The sequence below is a fragment of the Blastochloris tepida genome (genome assembly GCF_003966715.1).
GTDB lineage: Bacteria > Pseudomonadota > Alphaproteobacteria > Rhizobiales > Xanthobacteraceae > Blastochloris > Blastochloris tepida.
In genome coordinates, this window is sequence record NZ_AP018907.1 from 3,592,827 (window position 1) to 3,612,810 (window position 19,984).

Sequence of the window (19,984 nt, forward strand, 5' to 3'; positions counted from 1 at the left end):
CGCGGCGGACGCCCAAAACAGAACCGCCCGGCTGTTGGCCGGGCGGTTCTCGTCATCGGGGATGGGCAGTCCGCCGCGCGGGCGCCGTCAGTTCGGCACGCCGCTCTTCGGGTTCGGCGGGAAGGCGGCGTTGGTGATGGTGCCGCGCAGCAGGTCGATGGCCATGCCGAGCTGCTTGTCCTCCTTCGGATCGGTCGGCACGTAGGCCGGCGAGCCGGTCCGCTCGTCTTCCTTGTCGTTCTTGAGGTGGCCGCGCAGCGAGGACTCGCCCCGCGGCTCGACCCCGCCGGCGGCCTTGGCCTTCTGCTCCTCGGGGAAGTCCTGGATCAGCTCGATGTCCGGGTCGATGCCCTTGGCCTGGATCGAGCGGCCCGACGGCGTGTAGTAGCGCGCGGTGGTGAGGCGGATCGCGCCATTGGCGCCGAGCGGCATGATGGTCTGCACCGAGCCCTTGCCGAACGACCGCGAGCCGAGAATGGTCGCCCGCTTGTGGTCCTGCAGCGCGCCCGCGACGATCTCGGACGCCGAGGCCGAGCCGCCATTGATCAGCACGATGATCGGCTTGCCCTTGGTGAGGTCGCCGCCGCGGGCGTTGCGCCGCTGCGTCTCGTCGCTGTTGCGGCCACGGGTCGAGACGATCTCGCCGCGGTCGAGGAAGGCGTCCGACACGTCGACCGCGGCATCGAGCAGGCCGCCCGGATTGTTGCGCAGGTCGATGATGAAGCCCTTGAGCTTGTCGGCCGGGATCTTCTTGGCGAGATCGTCGATCGCCTTCTTCAGCGCATCGGCGGTCTGCTCGGTGAAGGAGGACAGGCGGATATAGCCGATGTCCTTGTCCTCGCCTTCCTTGCCCTCTTCGCGCCAGCGCACCACGCGGATGTGGATGGTGTCGCGCACCAGTTTGATCTCGAGCGGCTTCTCGGCGCCCTTGCGGGTGATGCGCAGCGTGATCGGCGTGTTGACCGGGCCGCGCATCTTCTCGACCGCCTGCTGCAAAGTGAGGCCCTGCACCTGCTCGCCGTCGAGATGGGTGATCAGGTCGCCGGCCTGGACGCCGGCCCGGGCGGCCGGGGTGTCGTCGATCGGCGCCACCACCTTGACCAGACCGTCCTCCATCGACACCTCGATGCCGAGCCCGCCGAACTCGCCGCGGGTCTGGATCTGCATGTCCTTGAAGGTCTTGGCGTCCATGTAGCTCGAATGCGGATCGAGCGAGGTCAGCATGCCGTTGATGGCCGCCTCGATCAGCTTCGTCTCGTCCGGCTTCTCGACATAGTCGGAGCGGATGCGCTCGAACACGTCGCCGAACAGATTGAGCTGGCGATAGGTGTCGCTCGTCGCCGACGACTTGGCGAACGCACCGAATTGGGTCACCCCCGGTTGGATGACCGAGACTGCAAGCACGGCACCGGCCGCTGCACCGAGGAAGAACAGGGGCGTTCTGCGCATCATCCGCGAACCTTTTCGCTTTCCGTCGCCATCCACCAGGGACCGGGGTCGATTGCCGTTCCGTCCTTGCGGAACTCAACATACAGGGTCGGCTGACTCGTCCCGATTGAAACCAGGGCGGCAGCCTGAGGACCGCCACCCATCACGCCGACAGGCTCGCCAGTCAAGACGAATTGCCCGAGCTGCGCGGTGATCCGGTCCATTCCCGCCAAGAGGATATGGTAACCACCGCCGGCATTGATGATCAAGAGTTGGCCATAGGACCGGAACGGCCCGGCGAACACCACCCAACCGTCGCAGGGCGAGGTCACCTGGGCGTTGGCGCGGGTGCCGACCGACAGGCCGCGCTCGACGCCGCCCACCGCGTCGCGGTCGCCGAATTCGCGCAGCCGCACGCCGTTCACCGGCAGCGGCAGAAGGCCCTTGGCCTGATCGAACGGCATGGCCGGCGACAGCCGGCCCGGGTCCTTCAGAGCCGCCAGCGCGTTGCCCGGCCGCGCGCCGGGCGCTGCGGCGCCGGATTTGGCGGCCGCCTCGGCCGCCTTGGCGGCCGGACCCGCCTCCATGGAGGAGATCAATTTTTCGAGCGTCTCGGCCTGGCGGGCAAGATCGCGCGCCCGCTGGCGCTGCGCCTCCAGCGCCTGCTCGCTCTCGCGCTCGCGCTTCTGGCGTTCCTCCACCAGCGCGCTCAGCCGGGTGTGCTCCTCGGCCAGCGAGGCGCGCGACGCCTCCAGCGTCTTGGTCTCCTCGGCGATCTCGCGCCGCAGCCGCACCATTTCGGCGAGGTCGCTCGCCAGCGCCTGGGTCTCCAGCCGCAGCTCGGGCAGGAACGAGCCGACCAGCATGGCGCTGCGCACCGCCTCCAGCACGTCCTCCGGCTTGGCAATCAGCGCCGGCGGCGGGGTGCGGCCCATGCGCTGCAGCACCGCCAGGAGGTCGGCCAGCAGACGGCGGCGGCCCTCCAGCGCCGAGCGGATGCGTGCCGCCTCATTGTCGAGCAGCGGCAGCCTTGCCTCGGAGGAGGCGATCCTGCCCTCGACCGCCCGCACCCGGGCGGCGGTGTCGATCAGCGTCTGGGTCAGCGCCCGGCGGTCGTCGCGGATGGCGTCGATCTCGGCGCGGATGCGGGCCTCGGCCTCGGCGGCGCGGCGGCGGTCCTCGCGCAGGGCGTCGAGTTCGCGCGCCTTCTCTTCGCGGCTCGCACCCGCAGCCTCCCGGCCCGGCGCATCCTGCGCCAGCGCGCCTCGGGAGAGCGCGGCAGGCGGCAGGACGGCAAGGGCGGCAAACACTGCAATCTCCGGGATGGACGGTCGGGCGCGGCGCATCGGCTCTGGAATCGTGGACCGCCCGGATACACCCCGGATCGGGCGAAGATGGGGCAGAGTTCAACCGGACCGGAGGCGATTGCCAAGAGGTTCGTCCAAGGGCTGCCGGCGAAATTTCATCATACGGTTTCCGGGTGGCCCGCCGATGCCGTCAGGACGCGTTTCCGGTTTCCTGAACCGGATCAGCCGGAAGCCGTCTCGGTTTGTCATCGCAAACCCCACCCCAGATCTGTCGACCATCATCCCGGTCCAAAGTGTCGACCATCTTCCCGGTTGAACATCGAAGCCCCCCACCCCCGACCCCTCCCCACCGCTCGCGAAGCTCGCGGGGGGAGGGGAGAAGCGGGATGCCTCTTCTCCCCTCCCCCCATGAACGCAGTGAATGGTGGGGAGGGGTCGGGGGTGGGGGGCTTCGCGGAGCGCGCGGCGAAGCCGGAAACCAGAGCGTTCTCCGCAAAACCAGTGTCCACCCGTGCGGAAAATGTTCTAGGCGCGGTGATAGGGGTGGCCGGCCAGCAGGGTCATCGCCCGGTAGACCTGCTCGGCCAGCAGGATGCGCACCATCTGGTGCGGCCAGGTCATCGCCCCGAACGACAGGACGAGGCCGGCGCGGGCGCGAAGCTCGTCGGCCATGCCGTCCGGGCCGCCGATGACGAAGACGAGATCGCTGCGCCCGCCGTCGCGCTCGCGGGCGATATGGTCGGCGAAGGCCGGGCTGGTGAGGGATCTGCCGCGCTCGTCGAGCGCGATCAGCGCGCACCCGCCCGGCATCGCCGCGGCGAGGCGGCCGGCTTCGTCGGTCTTGCGGGCGTCGGGCCGGCGGGCGGCACTCTCGGCGATCTCGCCAAGCTCGACCGGCGCGAGGCCCAGCGCACGGCCCATCCCGCGGGCGCGATCGAGATATCGCGCCTCCAGGTCGCGTTCCGGGCCTGCCTTGAGACGGCCGACGGCCAGAGTGAGCAGCCGCACGGCCGTTCGGACGCCGGTCAGGAGGCGCGGGTGCGGCTGTCCGGGCGCACGCCCGACCACATCTTCTCGATATTGTAGAAGCCACGTACCTCGGGCCGGAAGACATGGACGATGACATCGCCCGTGTCGATCAGCACCCAGTCGCAGTGCGGCAGGCCTTCGACCTTCACGCCCTGCACGCCGTGGCTCTTGAGATGTTCGAGGATGTGTTCGGCAATGGCGCCGACATGCCGTTGCGAGCGGCCTGAGCTGACCACCATCCAGTCGGCAATCGTCGTCTTGCCGGCCAGATCAATGGTGACGGTGTCTTCCGCCTTGTCGTCGTCGAGGCGGGCGAGCACCAGCGCGAGGATCTCCTCAGGAGCGGGACGCGCCGTGGAGATCGCGGCGGTCGGGACAACGTCCGAGACCGCGGACAGGGTCTGGGTGGACAGGGATCCTTACCTCGTTCACTGCCGTACCGAACGCTCGGCACGCGCGCACAATACGGCATTCGCCCCAGCGGTATCAATAGGTGTCATGCGGCCGCTTCCTGCGTTGCCCGCCGCCGCAGCGCGGTCGAGGACAGCGGCGACTTCAGCCCGTGCAGGAACACCCAGGCCGGCGGCGCGGTGCGCGGCAGGCGGCTTGCCTGCGCCTCGGGCAGCCGCCAGCGCGCCAGGGCGACGGCGGCGGGCGCAGCGGTCGGGGCGCGGCTGCCGCCGCGGTCCACTACCGCGATCGGCACCAGCCGGGCGATGGCACGCCAGCGCTGCCAGCGGTGGAAGCTGCCGAGATTGTCGGCGCCGATGATCCAGACGAAACGCACGCCGGGGCAGCGCCGTACCAGCCAAGCGATGGTGTCGTAGGAATAGCGGGTGCCGATTGCTGCCTCGAAGCCGGTGACGTCGATGCGCGGATGCCGGGCCAGCCGCCGGGCGGCGGCCATCCGGGCGTCGAGCGGCGGCAGGCCGGCGGTGTCCTTCAGTGGGTTGCCGGGCGTCACCAGCCACCACACCCGGTCGAGCCCCAGCCGCTTCATCGCCAGCAGGCTCACGGCGCGGTGGGCGGCGTGGGGCGGGTCGAACGAGCCGCCGAACAGGCCGATCGTCAGGCCCGGCGCGTGCGGCGGCAGGCGGACGGGCCGATCAAGCCCGGGTCTGGCCATGCCCGCGCACTTTGTACTTGAAGCTGGTGAGCTGCTCGACGCCGACCGGGCCGCGGGCGTGCAGCTTGCCGGTGGCGATGCCGATCTCGGCGCCGAAGCCGAACTCGCCGCCATCGGCGAACTGGGTCGAGGCGTTGACCAGCACGATCGCCGAATCGACCTCGGCCAGGAAGCGCTCGGCCGCCGCCGCGTCCTCGGTGAGGATGGCATCGGTGTGGTGGGAGCCGTAGCGCTCGATATGGGCGATGGCGGCGTCGAGCCCGTCCACCACCTTGGCCGAGATGATGGCGTCGAGATACTCGGTCGACCAGTCGGCCTCAGTGGCCGGCGTCACCCGCGGATCGACCGCCTGCACCGTCTCGTCGCCGCGCACGGCACAGCCGGCCTCCAGCAGCATGGCGATCAGCGGCTTGAGGTGGGTGGCGACGACGGCGCGGTCGACCAGCAGCGTCTCGGCGGCGCCGCAGATGCCGGTGCGGCGCATCTTGGCGTTCAGCACCACCGTCTTCGCGATGTCGAGGTCGGCCGCGGCGTGGACATAGACGTGGCAGATCCCTTCGAGGTGGGCGAACACCGGCACGCGCGCCTCCGCCTGCACCCGCGCCACCAGCCCCTTGCCGCCGCGCGGCACGATGACGTCGATCGCGCCGCCGAGGCCGGCGAGCATGGCGCCGACCGCGGCGCGGTCGCGGGTGGGAACGATCTGGATGGCGTCGGCGGGAAGGCCGGCCTCCTCGAGCCCCTGCGCCAGCGCGCGGTGGATCGCCGCCGCCGAGCGGAAGCTCTCCGAGCCGCCGCGCAGGATCGCGGCATTGCCGGCCTTGAGGCACAGCGCGCCGGCATCGGCCGTCACGTTCGGCCGGCTCTCATAGATCACGCCGATCACGCCGATCGGCACCCGCACCCGCTCGAAGGCGAGCCCGTTGGGGCGGGTCCAGGCGGCGAGCACGCTGCCGATGGGATCGGGCAGCCCCGCCACCACGTCGAGCCCGGCCGCCATCGCCTCGATGCGGGCCGGCGTCAGCTCCAGCCGGTCGAGGAACGAGCCCGTGGTGCCGTTCGCCCGCGCCTGGGCCATGTCCTCGGCATTGGCGGCGAGAATGTCCGGGGTGGCGGCACGCAGCGCCTGGGCCATGGCGCGAAGCGCCGCATCCTTCTGCGCGGCCGGCGCCAGCGCCAGGATCTTGGCGGCGGCGCGGGCGCGGGCGCCGATGTCGAGCATCAGGCCATCGAGATCGGCGCGGGCGGCCGCTGCGGTCATGGTGGGCGCGGTGTTGGCAGGGGCAGTCATGGCTGGGATCCGTCGTCCTCGGCCAGCATAGGCCGGCGGGGCCGCTGTCCTAGCACGCGCCGCGAGTCAGCGGGAGGGCAGGCGCACCGGCGGGAGGAATCACGCCCGAAACGCACCGGGCGAGCCCCCATCTGGCGGGCTCGCCCGGCCGTCCCACATTCGACTGACGGACCTGTGGGGTGCTTGGTTATCGCGTCAGACGGTTTCCTTACGGTCCCTTCGGGATCGCGGAACCCGTCCTCACACGACGTCAGTTCAGTAGCCCGGCGTCCAGCCGCGCGGCGGCCGGTCACCCGGGAAGCGTTCGCGCGGCATCGGCGCGTACTGCATCGAATGCGGCGCGTTGTCCGGCCAGTAGAGCGAGCCCGAACCGACCGGGCCATATTGATACGGCCTGTTGATCGGCCCGGTCGGCGGATCGAGATCGCCCGGATCGGGGCGCGTCGCGCCGGCGCCCGGCGGCTCGCCCGGCAGATCGAGCGCCCGCAACTCGCCGCCCTCCGCCCAGGCGGCGCTCGACAGTGCCAGAACCGTCGCCATCCCGAGAAGGAACTTTTTCATGGGGGTTCTCCATTGAACAGCGTGATCGAATATTGAATCCGACGCTGATACTCGCTGCTGACGAATGGCTGAGACTTGACAGAGCCGAGCCTTTATCTGTCAGCGATGGTGAATAAATGAACGAGCAGCCGGGACGTTCCGCGGCTGCAGGCATTCACTCTTCAATGCTTTGTGACAACGCTCACCGTTGCGACCGCGACTTTGCTAAACGTATCGCATTCTGAAATTTTGCTACGTTTACTGACGAGCTTCTGCCACAATGCGGACGCACTTGCCCGTCCTTGCCCGCGCCGTCCGTGTCGGCCATCTCAGGCGACGAGCGGCGGCTGCGCCGCCCGGTGGAGTGCGTCGGCTTCCCGATTGATCCCGGTCAGGGCGGCGGTGAGCTCGGCATAGACCTCGTCGCGGATGGTGACGGTGCCGTAGTTCGAGTTCTCGCCGTCGGGGCGGCCCTCGGCCGGCTGGTCGGCGTGCTCGAACCAGTGATAGCCGACCAGCGCCGGCTGCTGGACGGCCGCGGTCACGAAGCGGCGCAGCATTGCGGCGCGCTCGGCCTGGGTCGCCACCCGCGGCGACGCGCCGCGGGTGTTGGGCAGGCCGGCATCGTCGCCGCGCACCGAGAATTCGCCGATCAGGAGCGGCCGGCCGGCCGGGGCATAGGTGGCGATCGCCGCGACCGGATCGGCGACGTAGCAGTTGAACGACACCACATCGAGGTGGCGGCCGGCCTCGGCGATCACCTCGGCCTGCGGCGGGAAGTGGAAGCGGCAGCCGAGCGCCAGATGGTTGGGTGCCACGGCGCGCAGCACGGCGGTGGTGATCGCGAAATAGCGCCGGGCGATCTCGGCCGAGAACGCATCGCAGTCGGCGACGAACGCCGCGCGGTCGGGGTCGAGCCGGTTCAGCCGCGCCTCGTGCGCGGGGTCGCGGTCGTAGATCGCCGGGCGCGGATAGGGCTGCTCGACCGGCGCGGTGCGGGTCTCCAGCGCCTCGAACCCGTTCAGACGGGTGCGCCAGATGGCGTCGAAGCCGGCGAAGTCGGGATAGCGGCGGCGCAGGTGCGCCACCGCCGCCCGCCGGCCGGGGCGCTCCGGCGGCAGGTTGAGGAAGAGCGTCAAGAGCTCGTCGCGGCCGCGCCAGTCCGGCCCCCAGCGCAGCTCGTTGTCGGCGAACCAGCCGAGCACGGAGGGGTCGTCGCGGCGCGGGCCGCACAGCGCCTCGGCGCGCCGGCGCGCGAAGGGCTCGAAGCCGGGGTCGAACACGTCGGGGAAGGCGTCGCCCCACGGCAGCGCCGGACCGGCAAAGCTGAAGGCGAACTTCTGGCCGAGATCGAGCAGCGGCGTCAGCGCCAAGGGGGCGGGGCCGGACGCGGCCACCGCCTCGTCGGACCATGCGCCGACGGTATTGAGGCCCCAGGCGGCGAGCCGCGCCGCCGCCGCCGCCCGCCAAGCCTCGGCGCTGCCATACTTCTCCAGGCAGGCCTCGGCATAGGGGACACGCTCGGTATTGCCGGCGCGGTCGGGGTCGATCCGCACATTGTTCACGCCCTTCGACAGCACGAGGCCGCCTTCGGGGTCGACCAGCCACCACACGCCGTCGAGGCAGGCCGTGCCAAAGAAGCCGGTCGCGGCGACGCGGCCATCGCGCCGGCCGCCCCAGCGAGTCGGGGCTGTGGTGAAGGTCTCGGTCATTTCAAGTCCGTTCTGAAGCTCGGCTTCAAGCCGCCGGCCGTGGGTATAGAGTGGCGGCTTCGCCGGGAGCGATGCCGAAACGGGAGGTCACCATGACGCTGAGGGCCGACGTCCACCATCCGGTGCCGCGCGACTTCATCTGGGGCACCTCGACCGCCGCCTTCCAGATCGAGGGTGCGGCGCGCGAGGACGGACGGGGCATGAGCGTGTGGGACACGTTCTGCGCCGCCGGCAAGGTGGCCAACCGCGACACCGGCGACGTCGCCTGCGACCACTACCACCGCTATCCCGAGGACATCGCGCTGATGCGCGAGCTGGGAATCGCCGCCTACCGCTTCTCGGTGGCGTGGCCGCGCATCCTGCCGCACGGGCGCGGCGCGGTGAACGAGCCGGGGCTCGCCTTCTACGACCGGCTGATCGACGCGGTGCTGGAGGCCGGCATCGAGCCGTGGCTGTGCCTCTATCATTGGGATCTGCCGCAGTCGCTCGCCGACCGCGGCGGCTGGCTCACCCGCGACAGCGCCGGCTGGTTCGCCGACTACGCCACGGTGGTGGCGCGGCGCTATGGCGACCGGGTCAAGCGCTGGGTGACGATCAACGAGCCCTCGGTGTTCACGCTGTTCGGCTATGGCCTGGGCGACAGCGCGCCGGGCGTGTCGGGTCCGATGGCGCTGCGGCGGGCGACCCACCACGTCAACCTCGCCCACGGCGCGGCGGTGGACGTGGTGCGGGCGCACGTTGCCGGGGCTTCGATCGGCTGCGTCCACAGTCGCCAGCAGTGCATCCCGGCCTCCGACTCGGAGGCCGATGCCAAGGCGGCGGCGCTGTTCGGCGCCCACTGGAACGACGCCTTCCCCGATCCGCAGATTCTCGGCAGCTACCCGGCGCTGATCGCCGAGGACATGGAGCCGCTCGTCGCCGCCGGCGACATGGCGCGGATCTGCCGGCCGGTCGATTTCTTCGGCCTCAACCACTATTCGCCGAATTATTGTCAGGCGGCGCCGTGGTCGCCGCTCGGCTACGGTTTCGGGCCGGCGCCGGCGGGCACGCCCAAGACGCCGATCGATTGGCCGATCGTGCCCGACGCCTTCCGCGGCGTGCTGGTCGAGGCGGCGGCCAAATACCGCCTGCCGGTCTATGTCACCGAGAACGGCATGGGCGGCCACGACGCGCCCGATGCGGCCGGCGCGGTGCACGACCCCGAGCGCATCGCCTATCTCGACGCCTATCTCGGGGCGATGCGGGCGGCGATCGCCGAGGGCGCCGACATCCGCGGCTATTTCGTGTGGTCGCTGGTCGACAATTTCGAGTGGGGCGCCGGCTACGCCTCGCGCTTCGGCATTGTCCATATCGACTATGCGACGCTCAAGCGCACGCCCAAGACCTCGTTCCGCTGGTTCGCGGACCTGATCCGCGCGGCGAGGGGGTGAAGCGCGCCCTCAGCCGCCATTGGCGGGGGCGCCATTGCCCTCGCTGCCGCCAGTCTCCTTCTCGCCGCCGGCCTCGTTGAAGCCGTTGTCCAACTCGCCGCCGGGCGGTCCCGCGGCGTCGATGGCGATCAACAGCGTGGCGACGCGGTGGGCGGAGGAGCGCCAGTCGGCGAGCCGGTTGTAATTGTCCACCAGCCAGTTGAAGGCGGCCTGCACGGTGACGAAGGCGGCGGCCGCCTGGGTCAGCTCGCCCAGCGTCATGGTGCCGTAGAGATATTTCGGCACGCACAGCAGCCAGCCGACCACCGGCGCCAGCAGCACGTTCGACTGCTGCACCAGCGTGGTCTGGGTGAGCTGCCAAGCCAGCTCGCGCCAGCGGCGCAGCGCCCCGATGATGCCGGTCCAGATGGCGCGCCGCTCGCACGGGTCGGCCTCGAGGCCCGCCCCGCTCTGGCCGCGCAGCAGGTCGGCGGCGGCGCGGAAGCGGGCCTCGGCCTGGTTCTTCTGCTCGATGACCCGCGGCAGCTTGCGGCCGACCACCACCATCACCGAGGTGAAGACGGTGGAATAGATGATCACCGCGATCACCAGATAGGCCGGAATGGTCCAGGTCGTGCCGAACAGCTTGAGGTCGAGCGAGCCGCCGACGCTCCACAGCACGCCGAAGAAGGTGAGGGCGGTCAGCACCGAGGCGACCATCGCCATCACCAGATCGACCGGGGCGTCGGTGGCAAGGCGAATGTCCTCGGCGATGCGGTATTCGGGGTTCTCCGAGCCGGAATTGACGTGGCCGATGCGCTGGAAGCGGTTGTCCGACAGCCAGTAGCCGACGACATGGCGGGTCACCGCCGCGCGCCAGTTGCGCTGCATCGTCATGCGGCCCCAGACCGCCATGGCGGACAGCGTCACCGACAGCGCCACCAGCGGCACGAACAGCTTGGCCTGGAACAGCACCGCCTCGGCGTCGCGCCGCTCCAGCGCGTCGAAGAAGGCGCCGTTCCAGAAATTGAGCAGGATCTGCACGCCAAGCTGGGCCAGCACCAGCACCACAAGCGCCGCGCACAGGCTCCACGCCACCCAGGCGCGTCGGCCGCGCCAGAAACACAGAGCGGTGCGCCAGAAGCGGGCGGCGAGAATCTTGCGCTCGGCCCAGGTTTCGGCGGGAGGGGCGGACATCTGCATGCGACTCGAAAACGGCGCGTGACCCTAGAGCATTCTCTCCGCGGGTGGGTAACGGATTCGCCAATGGCAGCGTTATACGGTTTCCGGCTGATCAAGCCTTCGAGCCGTATGCTCGTCGCCGAAAAATCCCTTCCGGATCAAGGATCTTTCGGCGAGATCGTTTCCGGTATCCCGAAGGGATCAACCGGAAACCGTATCAAACCGGATGCGCCGGTGGCCCGTCCGACGGGTTCGGTCCGGCCGGTCTGCGACGCGCTTTCAGCGGGTGGCGAGCAGCCCCAACGCCAGCCCGGCCCAGGTGGCGGCCAGACACAGCAGCACCGACAGGCCGATATAGGTACCGGCCCACAGGAATTCACCCTCGCGCAGCAGGTTCAGCGTCTGCAGGCTGAACGAGGAGAAGGTGGTGAAGCCGCCGCAGATGCCGAACATCAGGAACAGGCGGACGCTGGCCGGCAGATAGAGCCGGCCCTCGGGCAAAGCGAAGGCGGCGAAGAGGCCGATGGCGAAGGAGCCCACGACATTGACCAGCAGCGTGCCCCAAGGGAAGCTTTCGCCGACCAGCCGCGCCGCCAGGCCGGAGCACCAATAGCGCGCCACGCTGCCCAGCGCGCCGCCGACCGCCACCAGAACCCACTCCATTCCGTCCGACCCACTCCGAATTCGTGCACGCAAGGGGCGTCAGGCCAGCCCGGCGCGCTCCTTCAGCCCGTCCCGGCCATATTGCAGCACCTGCACCTTCTCCAACGTGATCAGGCCGCTCGGCATCATCGCGTCGAGCGTCGGCAGGAACGCCCGGATCTTCTCTTCGGTGTCGACGATCTCGACGATCATCGGCAGGTCGAACGACAGACGCAGGATCTTGGCGGTGTGAAGGCAGCTCGACTGGCCGAAACCCATCGGCCCGCGCAGCACGGTGGCGCCGGCAAGGCGGGCCTCGCGCGCCTTCAGCACGATCGCCTCATGCAGCGGCTGGTGGCCAAACCGGTCGTTCTCCCCGAAGAAGATGCGCAGCAGCATGGCATCTTGCGGGATTTGCGCGGTGTGGCTGGTGGTGATCTGGGTAGTGTCCTGGGTCATGGCCAAGCCTCCCGCCCGCAGCGGAATGGCGGCCGCAGGCGAAACCGCATCATAGCATCGTGGGAGACCGAACGCGGAGAAGCGAAGCCCGGCAGGGGTCGTTGCCGAGGCTTCGCCATCCGAGGTGGTCGGCTACGCGAGACCCAATGCCGACCATGCCACATGTTCAGCAAGCGGTTTGCCAGATGGGCGCCCACAATCAATAGAGAAGATCGCAGAGCTGGCCCCTATATATCGGCCCGCGGCCGGATACCGCTGCGTCCGGCGTCGCAGACTGCAAATCGCTGTTCGCAGGATGCAATCGGGCGGCGGGTGCGGGCCGGATGCGCGGCCAAGATCCAACGCTCAGGATCCGTCGTTCAGGATCCGGTGTTCGGGATCCGGCGTTCAGGATCTGGCGAACGAGCGCGACGGCGTGGTGCGGCGGCGCTGCATGCGCTGCAGGGACGGCAGCACGAGCTGGCGCGGCAGGAACTTGGCGAGCGAGGCCACCTTGTTGCCGAAGCCCGGCACCACCAGCCGCCGTCCCGCGGTGAAGCCGCGATAGCCGGCGCGCGCCACCTCCTCGGCCGACAGCATCATGAATTTCGGCATCTCGGCCAGCGACATGCCGGCGCGGTCCTGGAAGCCGGTCGGCACCGGCCCGGGGCACAGCGCGGTGGCGGTGGCGCCGCTGCCGGCGAGCTCCTGCGCCAGCGCCTCGGTGAAGGAGATCACATAGGCCTTGGTGGCGTAATAGACCGCCATGCCCGGCCCCGGCAGGAAGCCGGCCACCGAGGCGACGTTGAGCACGCCGCCCTTGTGGCGCACCACGCTGGGCAGGAAGCGCAGCGTGAGGTCGGTGAGGGCGCGGACATTGAGGTCGATCATCCGCAGCTGCTCGGCACGGTCGAGCGTGCCGGCCTGCCCGACCAGGCCGAAGCCGGCATTGTTGACCACGATCGCCGGCTCGAAGCCCTTGGCGGTGAGCTGGGTCGACAGCAGCCCGGAACTCTCGGCGCGGGTCAGGTCATAGGGCAGCACCAGCGGCCGCGGCTTGCCGGTGTTCTCGATGGCGTCGGCGAGCGCCACCAGCCCGGCCTCCGAACGCGCCACCAACGCCAGACGGTGGCCCTCGGCGGCGAAAATGCGGGCCAGCGCGGCGCCGATTCCCGTCGAGGCGCCCGTTACCAGCACCACCGGCTGTCGCTGCATGGCCCGCTCCCCCGTCGCCCGCTCCGCCGCGCAGCCTATGAGATTCGGCCCTCTCGGCGAAACACCGTATCATACCGCCTGCTGGGGTGCGCGCCTGGGTATCGCGTCCTCGGGGATCGCCCGACGATCCCCGGCGGCATTGTCGAAGGTCCGTTGGCGGCGGGGCTTGGCGGTCCGGCAGCGAGAGCCCTGCCCCGCGGATGCCCTAAGTTCTTGAGTTGTCGCATTCTCTTTCGCAAAACCGGTTCCCGCTTTTGCGGAGAATGCTTCAATCCTCGCTCGGCGCCTCGGCCTCGGCGACCGCCCGCTTGAGGGCGATGCGGTCGCGCGAGGGCACGTTCAGCAGGTCGGCGGCGCGCCAGACGACATTGTCCTCCAGCTCGTCGACCCGCCCGTCGGCATAGACCACCTCCCACATCATCTCGACCACGCGGCGGCGCTCCTCGTCGTCGAGCGCGCGGTTGAGCACCGAGGTGAAGGCGTAGAGATCGACGGCCTCGCGGTCCTTGTCGATCGCTGCGGCGATCAGCCGGGCGGTGGCGTCGGCGTCGAGGCTGAAGCGCTGGCGCAGCACCTCGGCGAGGCGCTGGCGCTCGGCCGCGTTCATGTCGCCGTCGACCGAGACGAGGTGGACCAGCAGCGCCGTCGCCGCCAGCCGGTAGTCGGAATCCGAAAACTCCTGGGGGTCCGCCGCCTCGCCGGCCAGCTGGCCGACCAGACGCACCAATGACCGCAACATCGCGCCGCTCCCTGCCGGTTGGTCAGCTCGCCGCCAGCCCTGCCGGGACCGCGCCGTGATGACGTGAAAACATCGAACTCCGGAAGGCCGCCTCGCGGCCTCCGGCACCGCACCCCGCCGGAAACCCCTGCTCGACCGAAGGGTTCCCGGCAACCGGGGGTGACATCCGGCCCTGCCGGCCGGGTTTCACGGACCCCGTTCGTGCCAGCGTTGCCGCCGGCCCGCTCCGCGCCCGCAAGCCGCCCTCGCCGCGGGCAAGCTCGCTCACTTCGGAAACAGGCTCCCTCACTTCGGGAACACGTAGATGAAAACCCGAAGCTGGTCCTGCGGCGTGGTCAGCGGATCGGTCTGGTATTCTTCGACATAGACCTCTCCCACGTCGAGGCGCTTTTCGTCGAGGAGATTGGTCATCGCATCATAGGTTCGATCCATGGTGTCGAACGCGCCGCGATGGGTGAAGCGCACCGCCCGGCCGGACGGCGTCCTGCGGATGCCGAGCCGGTCATCGGCCGGGGCGTCCGCCGTCTCCGGCGCGCCGGCGACCGGGATGCCGGCCTCGAAATCGAAGCCGGCATCGTCGGCGCGCAGATAGACCACGACCGGCTTGCCGTCGGCGGTGAGCTTGCGCTCGGCGAGCCCGGCCTGCACCGTCTCGAAGGCCTGCCGCAGCGCCTCGAAGCCGTTCTCCCAGCCCGCGCCGCCCTTGATCGACAGGATCCGCCGCTCGGCGAACTCCACCTCCTCGCCGAACGGATCGCCCGGCTGGGCGGGCAGTTCGTTGGCCTGCGGCGGCGGCGCGGCCGGCTGCCCGGCCTCCATTGGCGCGGATGGCGGCGCAGAAGGCGGCGTTTCGGCAAGAACGGGCGCCGTGCCCAGCACAAGCGCGGCAAGCACGGCCGGCACAGATGATTTCATGACGATATCCCCCGCATCATGATCAACATTACCATGCCCGGATGGCGCGTCATGTGCTCGGCGCGCGCCAGGGTCTTTCCGCGCCAGGGTCCTTGCCGCATCAGGGCCTTGCCGCATCGAGGCCGAGGCCGCGGCGGCGACTCGCAAAGCCCGCCATCATCCGCCATATAGAAACATCGCGCGTCACCCCGAGGTTCGTCGTGGCCGTCCTGGCTGATCGCCCCTTTTTCAAGATGAACGGCGCCGGCAATGCCATCGTCGTCGTCGATCTGCGCGCCGAGCGCGTCGAGATCCCGGCCGGCGAGGTGCGGGCGGTGGCCGCCCGCGTGCCGTTCGACCAGATGATGGTGCTGCTGCCCGCCCGCACGCCGGGCACCGACGCCTATGTGCGGATCTTCAACCAGGACGGCTCCGAATCGGGGGCCTGCGGCAACGGCACCCGCTGCATCGCAGACGTCCTGTTCGCCGAAACCGGCAAGGACGCGCTGCTGTTCGAGACCCGCGCCGGCCTTTTGCCGGTGACGCGGGCCGAGGGCGGGCTGATCACCGTCGACATGGGGCCGCCGCGCCTCAAGTGGGACGAGATCCCGCTGGCCGAGCCGTTCGCCGACACCCGCGCGATCGAGCTGCAGATCGGGCCGATCGACGCGCCGATCCTGCATTCGCCGGCGGTGGTCAATATGGGCAACCCGCACGCCATCTTCTGGGTCGAGGATGTCGCGGCCTATGACCTCGCCCGCATCGGGCCGCTGCTCGAGAACCACCCGATCTTTCCCGAGCGGGCCAACATCTCGCTCGCCCAGGTGATCGACCGCGGCCATATCCGCCTGCGGGTCTGGGAACGCGGCACCGGCCTGACGCTGGCCTGCGGCTCGGCGGCCTGCGCGGCGGTGGTGGCCGCCGCCCGCACCCGGCGCACCGGCCGCGCGGCCACCGTGACGCTGCCCGGCGGCGACCTCCATATCGACTGGCGCGAGAAGGACGACCACGTGCTGATGACCGGCCCGGTCGAGCACGAGTTTGCGGGCCGGCTCAATCCGCACTGGTTCGAGGCGGCAGCCTGATGTCTGTCGAAATCGTCACCTTCGGCTGCCGGCTCAACACCGTGGAATCGGAGGCGATGCGCCGCGCTGCCGACGAGGCCGGGCTGAAGGACGCCGTCATCGTCAACACCTGCGCGGTGACGGCCGAGGCGGTGCGTCAGGCCCGCCAGTCGATCCGCCGGCTCAAGCGCGAGAATCCGGACGCCCGCATCGTCGTCACCGGCTGCGCCGCCCAGACCGAGCCCGAGACCTTCGCCGATATGCCCGAGGTGGCGCGGGTTATCGGCAATGGCGACAAGACGGCCGCCGATGCGTGGGCCGCCACCCGCTCCGCGCTCGATCTCGGCGCGGGCGAGACCGAGAAGGTGGCGGTCAACGATATCTTCGCGGTGAAGGAGACCGCCGCCCATCTGATCGACGGGCTGGATGGCCGCACAAGGGCGTTTGTCCAGGTGCAGAACGGCTGCGACCACCGCTGCACCTTCTGCATCATCCCGTATGGCCGCGGCGCCTCGCGCTCGGTGGCGATGGGCGAGGCGGTGGCGGCGGTGCGCCATCTGGTCGAGACCGGCCATGCCGAGGTGGTGCTGACCGGCGTCGACCTCACCTCCTATGGCGCGGACCTGCCCGGCGCGCCGAAGCTCGGCACGCTGGTCAAGGCCATCCTGAAGCACGTGCCGGAGCTGAAGCGGCTGCGACTGTCGTCGATCGATTCGGTCGAGGCCGACCGCGATCTGGTCGATGCGCTGGCCAACGAGGCGCGGCTGATGCCGCATCTGCACCTCTCGCTGCAGGCCGGCGACGACATGGTGCTGAAGCGCATGAAGCGCCGCCACCGCGCCGCCGACGCCGTGGCGTTCTGCGACCTGCTGCGGTCCTTGCGGCCCGACATGGTGTTCGGCGCCGATCTGATCGCGGGATTTCCGACCGAGACCGACGAGATGGCCGAGAACACGCTTCGCCATGTCGAGGACTGCGGCCTGACCTTCCTCCACGTCTTCCCGTTCTCACCCCGCGCCGGCACCCCGGCGGCGCGCATGCCCTTGGTCGAGCGCGAGACGGTGAAGGCGCGGGCGGCGCGGCTGAGAGCCAAGGGCGAGGCGCTGCTGACGCGGCATCTGGAGAGCCAGATCGGCGCCCGCCACGCGGTGCTGGTCGAATCCGACGGGCTCGGCCGCACGCCGCAATTCACCCAGGTCCAGCTTGCCGCGCCGGCCGAGCCCGGCGCGCTGGTCGAGGTGACGATCGCCGGCCATGACGGCAAGCGGCTGATCGGCGGATAGGAACTACGAGTCCGAGCGGGTCGGCTCTCTTCCCTCTCCCCGTGTGGGCTACGGCATTCACGGATCTGAATCGCCTGGGCCGAGAGAGATCGAGCCGAGACGCGATCTCTTTCGGCGTGACTTGCGCCTGCGGCGTCTGGCACAAGCCCGCCGTCGTCATGGCCGGGCTTGTCCCGGCCATCCACGTCTTTGTTTTAAAATAGGTTTTCAAGACGTGGATGCCCGCGACAAGCGCGGGCATGACGAGTTCAATCCTGCGGCCCCCGGTAACTGCCGATCCACCGCGTTCTCGATGAGACATCCGCAGCCTGTCCATTAAGCCATTGATGGCTCAGCACAGAATCGGATCCATGAATACCGTAGCCCCTTGTGGGAGAGGGTCGCGCACCCCTCGGCCGGCGACGGTTCCGATTCGATCCCGCCGAAGCCCGACCAACGCAAAAGCGGGGTGTCGGCAAAGGCCGCGGATATCACTCGCCCTGGATCATGCCGAGCGCGGTCATGTAGAGCTCGACGATCGCCTCGTGCTCCTGGCGCTCGTCGCGGTCCTGCTTGCGCAGTTTGAGGATGGTCTTCAGCGCCTTGACGTCGAAGCCGTTGGCCTTGGCCTCGGCGAACACGTCCTTGATGTCGTCGGCGATCGCCTTCTTCTCTTCCTCCAGCCGCTCGATCCGCTCGACGATGGCCTTGAGCTGGTCCTTGGCGAAATTGGTGGCTTCGTCTTCGATATCGGTCTTCTTGAGTCTGGATGTGGCCATCGATGGTCCCTCTTTCCGGACAGGGATCGCCCTGCGGCGCCGGCCGGTCAAGCCGTGCTCCCCGCTGTCCACAGTGGCCCGGCGCGCCGGGCGGGCGATCGTCCTATACTCGAACCGGACGGCAGGATCGCGCGACCGATGATCCGGGCGTGACGCGAACCAAGGGGGAAAGCCATGGAACTGGTGCTGCTCGGCCTCATCGTGCTGGCCGCGGTGGTCGCGGTCGTCATCTACAACCGGCTGGTCGCGCTGCGGCAATCGGTCGCCAATGCCGGCGGCGACATCGATGTCCAGCTCCGCCAGCGCTACGACCTGGTGCCGCAGCTGGTCGAAACCGTGAAGGGCTACGCCCAGCACGAATCGGCCGTGCTGGAGAAACTCACCCAGGCGCGCGCCGCGGTGGCGCAGGCCGCCACGCCGGCCGACCGGCTGGCGGCCGAGGCCGGGCTCGGCCGCGCCATCGGCGGGCTGTTCGCGGTGGCCGAGGCCTATCCCGACCTCAAGGCCAGCGCCAATTTCCAGATGCTGCAGACCCAGCTCATGGACATCGAGAACAAAATCGCCGCGGCGCGGCGCTTCCTCAACAATTCGGTGCGCGAATACAACGCCGCGCTGGAGCAGTTCCCGGCGATCTTCTTCGCCGCCCGGCTCGGCTTCCAGCCGGCGGCGTTCTACGACCTGCCTGCCGACCGCGCCGCCGAGATGGCCGAGCCGGCCAAGGTCTCGTTCAAGTGAGCCAGCCGCAGCTGCCGCCGGGCGTGCTGGGTCTGAGGACCTGGATCTGGCGCAACAATAGCCGCAGCCTCATGCTGCTCGCCGCCTTTCCGGCGCTGCTGATCGGCGTTACCTGGGTGCTGTGCGTCGCCTTCACGCTGATCATGGGCACCGAGATGATGGGCGACGACGGCCTGACGGCCTCGGTGCGGGCCGGCGGCGACTTGGCGAAGGCGGCGATCCCCGGCGTGCTGGTGGCAAGCGCGGTGTGGTTTGCCATCGCCTATCTGATCCAGCGGCCGGCGATCCTGGCGCTGGCCGGCGCCCATCTCGACGACACCTCGCTTGAGGCGCGCCGCGTCCGCCGGCTGCTCGAGCCGCTGGCGATCTCGCGCGGCCTGCCGACGCCGCACGTGGCGCTGATCGACTCCGACGGCCTCAACGCCTTCGCCGCCGGCTGGAGCGAGCGGGATTCGGTGGTGGGCGTCACCCGCGGCCTCGTCGCCACGCTCGACGACGCCGAGCTGGAGGCGGTGCTGGCGCACGAGATGACCCATGTCATCAACCGCGACTCGCGGCTTCTGATCGTGTCGATCGTGTTCGTCGGGGTGTTCGCGCTGGCCTGCGAGCTGGCGATGCGCAGCCTGCGCTACGCGCCGCGCTCGGACAACCGCGACGGCAACCGGTTTCTGCTGTTCCTGCTGGTGGCCACCGGCATCCTGTGGCTCGGCCGCATCGGCGCACTGGCGCTGCGCTTCGCGCTGTCGCGGCGGCGCGAGTTCATGGCCGATGCCGGCGCCCTCGAACTGACCAAGAACCCCGACGCGCTGGTGTCGGCGCTGACCAGGATTTCGCAGAAGCCCGGGATCGGCGAGGTCGCCGACGAGGTGCAGCAGATGTTCATCTTCGATCCGCCGGACGGCTGGGAGCTGTTCTCCACCCATCCCGACATCGAGGACCGCATCGCCGCCATCCGCGCGGTGGGCTGATGCGGTTTCCGGCTGATCAAGCCGGATAACCGCATTCCGATCGCCGAAAACCCCGTTATCGAGACTTTCTTTCAGAACTGGGGTTTTCGGCGAGGCCGGTTCCGGTATCCCGAAGGGATCGACCGGAAACCGTACGATACGAAAATCCGGCCGCTTGGGCCGGATTTCGTCGTCCGATTGTCGAAAATGCTGTTTTTGACCAAGCCGTCTCGCCGCGCCGGTTT

20 protein-coding genes are annotated in these 19,984 nt (G+C 69.5%); 5 read left to right on the top strand and 15 right to left on the bottom strand.

Features of this window, described 5'->3' with window-relative positions:
- Nucleotides 1–87: 87 nt before the first annotated feature.
- The 8 genes from BLTE_RS16260 to BLTE_RS16295 form a co-directional block, all read right to left on the bottom strand.
- Nucleotides 88–1,452, bottom strand: a complete 1,365-nt coding sequence (locus BLTE_RS16260; RefSeq protein WP_126401670.1) for a S41 family peptidase — start codon at nt 1,450–1,452, stop codon at nt 88–90.
- Nucleotides 1,449–2,738 carry a murein hydrolase activator EnvC family protein gene (locus BLTE_RS16265; protein ID WP_244600028.1) on the bottom strand — a complete coding sequence of 430 codons (1,290 nt, stop codon included), beginning with the start codon at nt 2,736–2,738 and terminating at the stop codon, nt 1,449–1,451. The genes BLTE_RS16260 and BLTE_RS16265 overlap by 4 nt, the downstream gene beginning before the upstream one ends.
- A gap of 522 nt (nt 2,739–3,260) precedes the next feature.
- Nucleotides 3,261–3,743, bottom strand: a complete 483-nt coding sequence (rlmH, locus tag BLTE_RS16270) for a 23S rRNA (pseudouridine(1915)-N(3))-methyltransferase RlmH (protein WP_126401672.1) — start codon at nt 3,741–3,743, stop codon at nt 3,261–3,263.
- A 17-nt stretch (nt 3,744–3,760) separates the two neighbouring features.
- Nucleotides 3,761–4,162 (bottom strand): ribosome silencing factor, encoded by a 402-nt coding sequence (gene rsfS, locus BLTE_RS16275; RefSeq protein ID WP_126401673.1) that lies wholly within the window; start codon nt 4,160–4,162, stop codon nt 3,761–3,763.
- A gap of 98 nt (nt 4,163–4,260) precedes the next feature.
- A complete protein-coding gene (locus BLTE_RS16280; protein ID WP_126401674.1) occupies nt 4,261–4,890 on the bottom strand; it encodes a nicotinate-nucleotide adenylyltransferase in 630 nt (209 codons plus the stop codon).
- On the bottom strand, nt 4,871–6,151 hold the full coding sequence (locus BLTE_RS16285) for a glutamate-5-semialdehyde dehydrogenase (protein WP_126402263.1): 1,281 nt from the start codon (nt 6,149–6,151) through the stop codon (nt 4,871–4,873). The genes BLTE_RS16280 and BLTE_RS16285 overlap by 20 nt, the downstream gene beginning before the upstream one ends.
- Before the next feature lie 285 nt (nt 6,152–6,436).
- Nucleotides 6,437–6,742 carry a DUF2790 domain-containing protein gene (locus BLTE_RS16290; RefSeq protein ID WP_126401675.1) on the bottom strand — a complete coding sequence of 102 codons (306 nt, stop codon included), beginning with the start codon at nt 6,740–6,742 and terminating at the stop codon, nt 6,437–6,439.
- Between the two features lie 308 nt (nt 6,743–7,050).
- Nucleotides 7,051–8,433, bottom strand: a complete 1,383-nt coding sequence (locus tag BLTE_RS16295; protein ID WP_126401676.1) for an agarase — start codon at nt 8,431–8,433, stop codon at nt 7,051–7,053.
- 92 nt (nt 8,434–8,525) lie between these two features.
- Between BLTE_RS16295 and BLTE_RS16300 the strand changes: the two genes are divergently transcribed.
- Nucleotides 8,526–9,863, top strand: a complete 1,338-nt coding sequence (locus BLTE_RS16300; protein WP_126401677.1) for a GH1 family beta-glucosidase — start codon at nt 8,526–8,528, stop codon at nt 9,861–9,863.
- A 9-nt stretch (nt 9,864–9,872) separates the two neighbouring features.
- Here BLTE_RS16300 and BLTE_RS16305 read toward each other — a convergent pair whose 3' ends face one another.
- The 6 genes from BLTE_RS16305 to BLTE_RS16330 all read right to left on the bottom strand — a co-directional run bounded on the left by BLTE_RS16305 (nt 9,873) and on the right by BLTE_RS16330 (nt 14,973).
- Nucleotides 9,873–11,039 (bottom strand): SbmA/BacA-like family transporter, encoded by a 1,167-nt coding sequence (locus BLTE_RS16305; protein ID WP_160140648.1) that lies wholly within the window; start codon nt 11,037–11,039, stop codon nt 9,873–9,875.
- Nucleotides 11,040–11,303: 264 nt separating this feature from the next.
- Complete coding sequence (crcB, locus tag BLTE_RS16310; protein ID WP_126401679.1) at nt 11,304–11,687, bottom strand: fluoride efflux transporter CrcB; 384 nt, start codon at nt 11,685–11,687, stop codon at nt 11,304–11,306.
- Nucleotides 11,688–11,726: 39 nt separating this feature from the next.
- Entirely contained in the window at nt 11,727–12,125 is a 399-nt protein-coding gene (locus tag BLTE_RS16315) for a DUF190 domain-containing protein (protein ID WP_126401680.1), read from the bottom strand.
- 387 nt (nt 12,126–12,512) lie between these two features.
- Complete coding sequence (locus BLTE_RS16320; protein ID WP_126401681.1) at nt 12,513–13,319, bottom strand: SDR family NAD(P)-dependent oxidoreductase; 807 nt, start codon at nt 13,317–13,319, stop codon at nt 12,513–12,515.
- Nucleotides 13,320–13,587: 268 nt separating this feature from the next.
- Nucleotides 13,588–14,058 carry a tellurite resistance TerB family protein gene (locus BLTE_RS16325; RefSeq protein ID WP_126401682.1) on the bottom strand — a complete coding sequence of 157 codons (471 nt, stop codon included), beginning with the start codon at nt 14,056–14,058 and terminating at the stop codon, nt 13,588–13,590.
- Nucleotides 14,059–14,343: 285 nt separating this feature from the next.
- Nucleotides 14,344–14,973, bottom strand: coding sequence for a GyrI-like domain-containing protein (locus tag BLTE_RS16330; RefSeq protein ID WP_160140649.1), 630 nt, complete (start codon nt 14,971–14,973; stop codon nt 14,344–14,346).
- A gap of 200 nt (nt 14,974–15,173) precedes the next feature.
- Between BLTE_RS16330 and dapF the strand changes: the two genes are divergently transcribed.
- Together dapF and mtaB are read left to right on the top strand one after the other, a co-directional pair.
- Nucleotides 15,174–16,037, top strand: a complete 864-nt coding sequence (gene dapF / locus BLTE_RS16335) for a diaminopimelate epimerase (protein WP_126401684.1) — start codon at nt 15,174–15,176, stop codon at nt 16,035–16,037.
- Nucleotides 16,037–17,299 carry a tRNA (N(6)-L-threonylcarbamoyladenosine(37)-C(2))-methylthiotransferase MtaB gene (gene mtaB / locus BLTE_RS16340; protein WP_126401685.1) on the top strand — a complete coding sequence of 421 codons (1,263 nt, stop codon included), beginning with the start codon at nt 16,037–16,039 and terminating at the stop codon, nt 17,297–17,299. Before dapF ends, mtaB begins: the two co-directional genes overlap by 1 nt.
- Before the next feature lie 470 nt (nt 17,300–17,769).
- On the opposite strand, the gene BLTE_RS16345 is transcribed toward mtaB, so the two are convergent.
- Nucleotides 17,770–18,057 (bottom strand): DUF2312 domain-containing protein, encoded by a 288-nt coding sequence (locus BLTE_RS16345; protein WP_126401686.1) that lies wholly within the window; start codon nt 18,055–18,057, stop codon nt 17,770–17,772.
- 174 nt (nt 18,058–18,231) lie between these two features.
- On the opposite strand from BLTE_RS16345, the gene BLTE_RS16350 reads away from it, so the two are divergent.
- Both BLTE_RS16350 and BLTE_RS16355 read left to right on the top strand, forming a co-directional pair.
- Entirely contained in the window at nt 18,232–18,792 is a 561-nt protein-coding gene (locus BLTE_RS16350) for a LemA family protein (RefSeq protein ID WP_126401687.1), read from the top strand.
- Nucleotides 18,789–19,760: a M48 family metallopeptidase gene (locus tag BLTE_RS16355; protein WP_126401688.1), complete on the top strand. Its 972-nt coding sequence runs from the start codon at nt 18,789–18,791 to the stop codon at nt 19,758–19,760. Before BLTE_RS16350 ends, BLTE_RS16355 begins: the two co-directional genes overlap by 4 nt.
- The last annotated feature ends 224 nt before the right edge of the window (nt 19,761–19,984 follow it).

Bases quoted from the DNA above. Each gene is read 5' to 3' on its own strand.
- BLTE_RS16260 (WP_126401670.1), bottom strand. From the start codon at position 1,452: ATGATGCGCAGAACGCCCCTGTTCTTCCTCGGTGCAGCGGCCGGTGCC.
- BLTE_RS16280 (WP_126401674.1), bottom strand. From the start codon at position 4,890: ATGGCCAGACCCGGGCTTGATCGGCCCGTCCGCCTGCCGCCGCACGCG.
- BLTE_RS16285 (WP_126402263.1), bottom strand. From the start codon at position 6,151: ATGACCGCAGCGGCCGCCCGCGCCGATCTCGATGGCCTGATGCTCGAC.
- BLTE_RS16290 (WP_126401675.1), bottom strand. From the start codon at position 6,742: ATGAAAAAGTTCCTTCTCGGGATGGCGACGGTTCTGGCACTGTCGAGC.
- BLTE_RS16295 (WP_126401676.1), bottom strand. From the start codon at position 8,433: ATGACCGAGACCTTCACCACAGCCCCGACTCGCTGGGGCGGCCGGCGC.
- BLTE_RS16300 (WP_126401677.1), top strand. From the start codon at position 8,526: ATGACGCTGAGGGCCGACGTCCACCATCCGGTGCCGCGCGACTTCATC.
- BLTE_RS16305 (WP_160140648.1), bottom strand. From the start codon at position 11,039: ATGTCCGCCCCTCCCGCCGAAACCTGGGCCGAGCGCAAGATTCTCGCC.
- crcB (WP_126401679.1), bottom strand. From the start codon at position 11,687: ATGGAGTGGGTTCTGGTGGCGGTCGGCGGCGCGCTGGGCAGCGTGGCG.
- BLTE_RS16315 (WP_126401680.1), bottom strand. From the start codon at position 12,125: ATGACCCAGGACACTACCCAGATCACCACCAGCCACACCGCGCAAATC.
- BLTE_RS16320 (WP_126401681.1), bottom strand. From the start codon at position 13,319: ATGCAGCGACAGCCGGTGGTGCTGGTAACGGGCGCCTCGACGGGAATC.
- BLTE_RS16325 (WP_126401682.1), bottom strand. From the start codon at position 14,058: ATGTTGCGGTCATTGGTGCGTCTGGTCGGCCAGCTGGCCGGCGAGGCG.
- BLTE_RS16330 (WP_160140649.1), bottom strand. From the start codon at position 14,973: ATGAAATCATCTGTGCCGGCCGTGCTTGCCGCGCTTGTGCTGGGCACG.
- mtaB (WP_126401685.1), top strand. From the start codon at position 16,037: ATGTCTGTCGAAATCGTCACCTTCGGCTGCCGGCTCAACACCGTGGAA.
- BLTE_RS16345 (WP_126401686.1), bottom strand. From the start codon at position 18,057: ATGGCCACATCCAGACTCAAGAAGACCGATATCGAAGACGAAGCCACC.
- BLTE_RS16350 (WP_126401687.1), top strand. From the start codon at position 18,232: ATGGAACTGGTGCTGCTCGGCCTCATCGTGCTGGCCGCGGTGGTCGCG.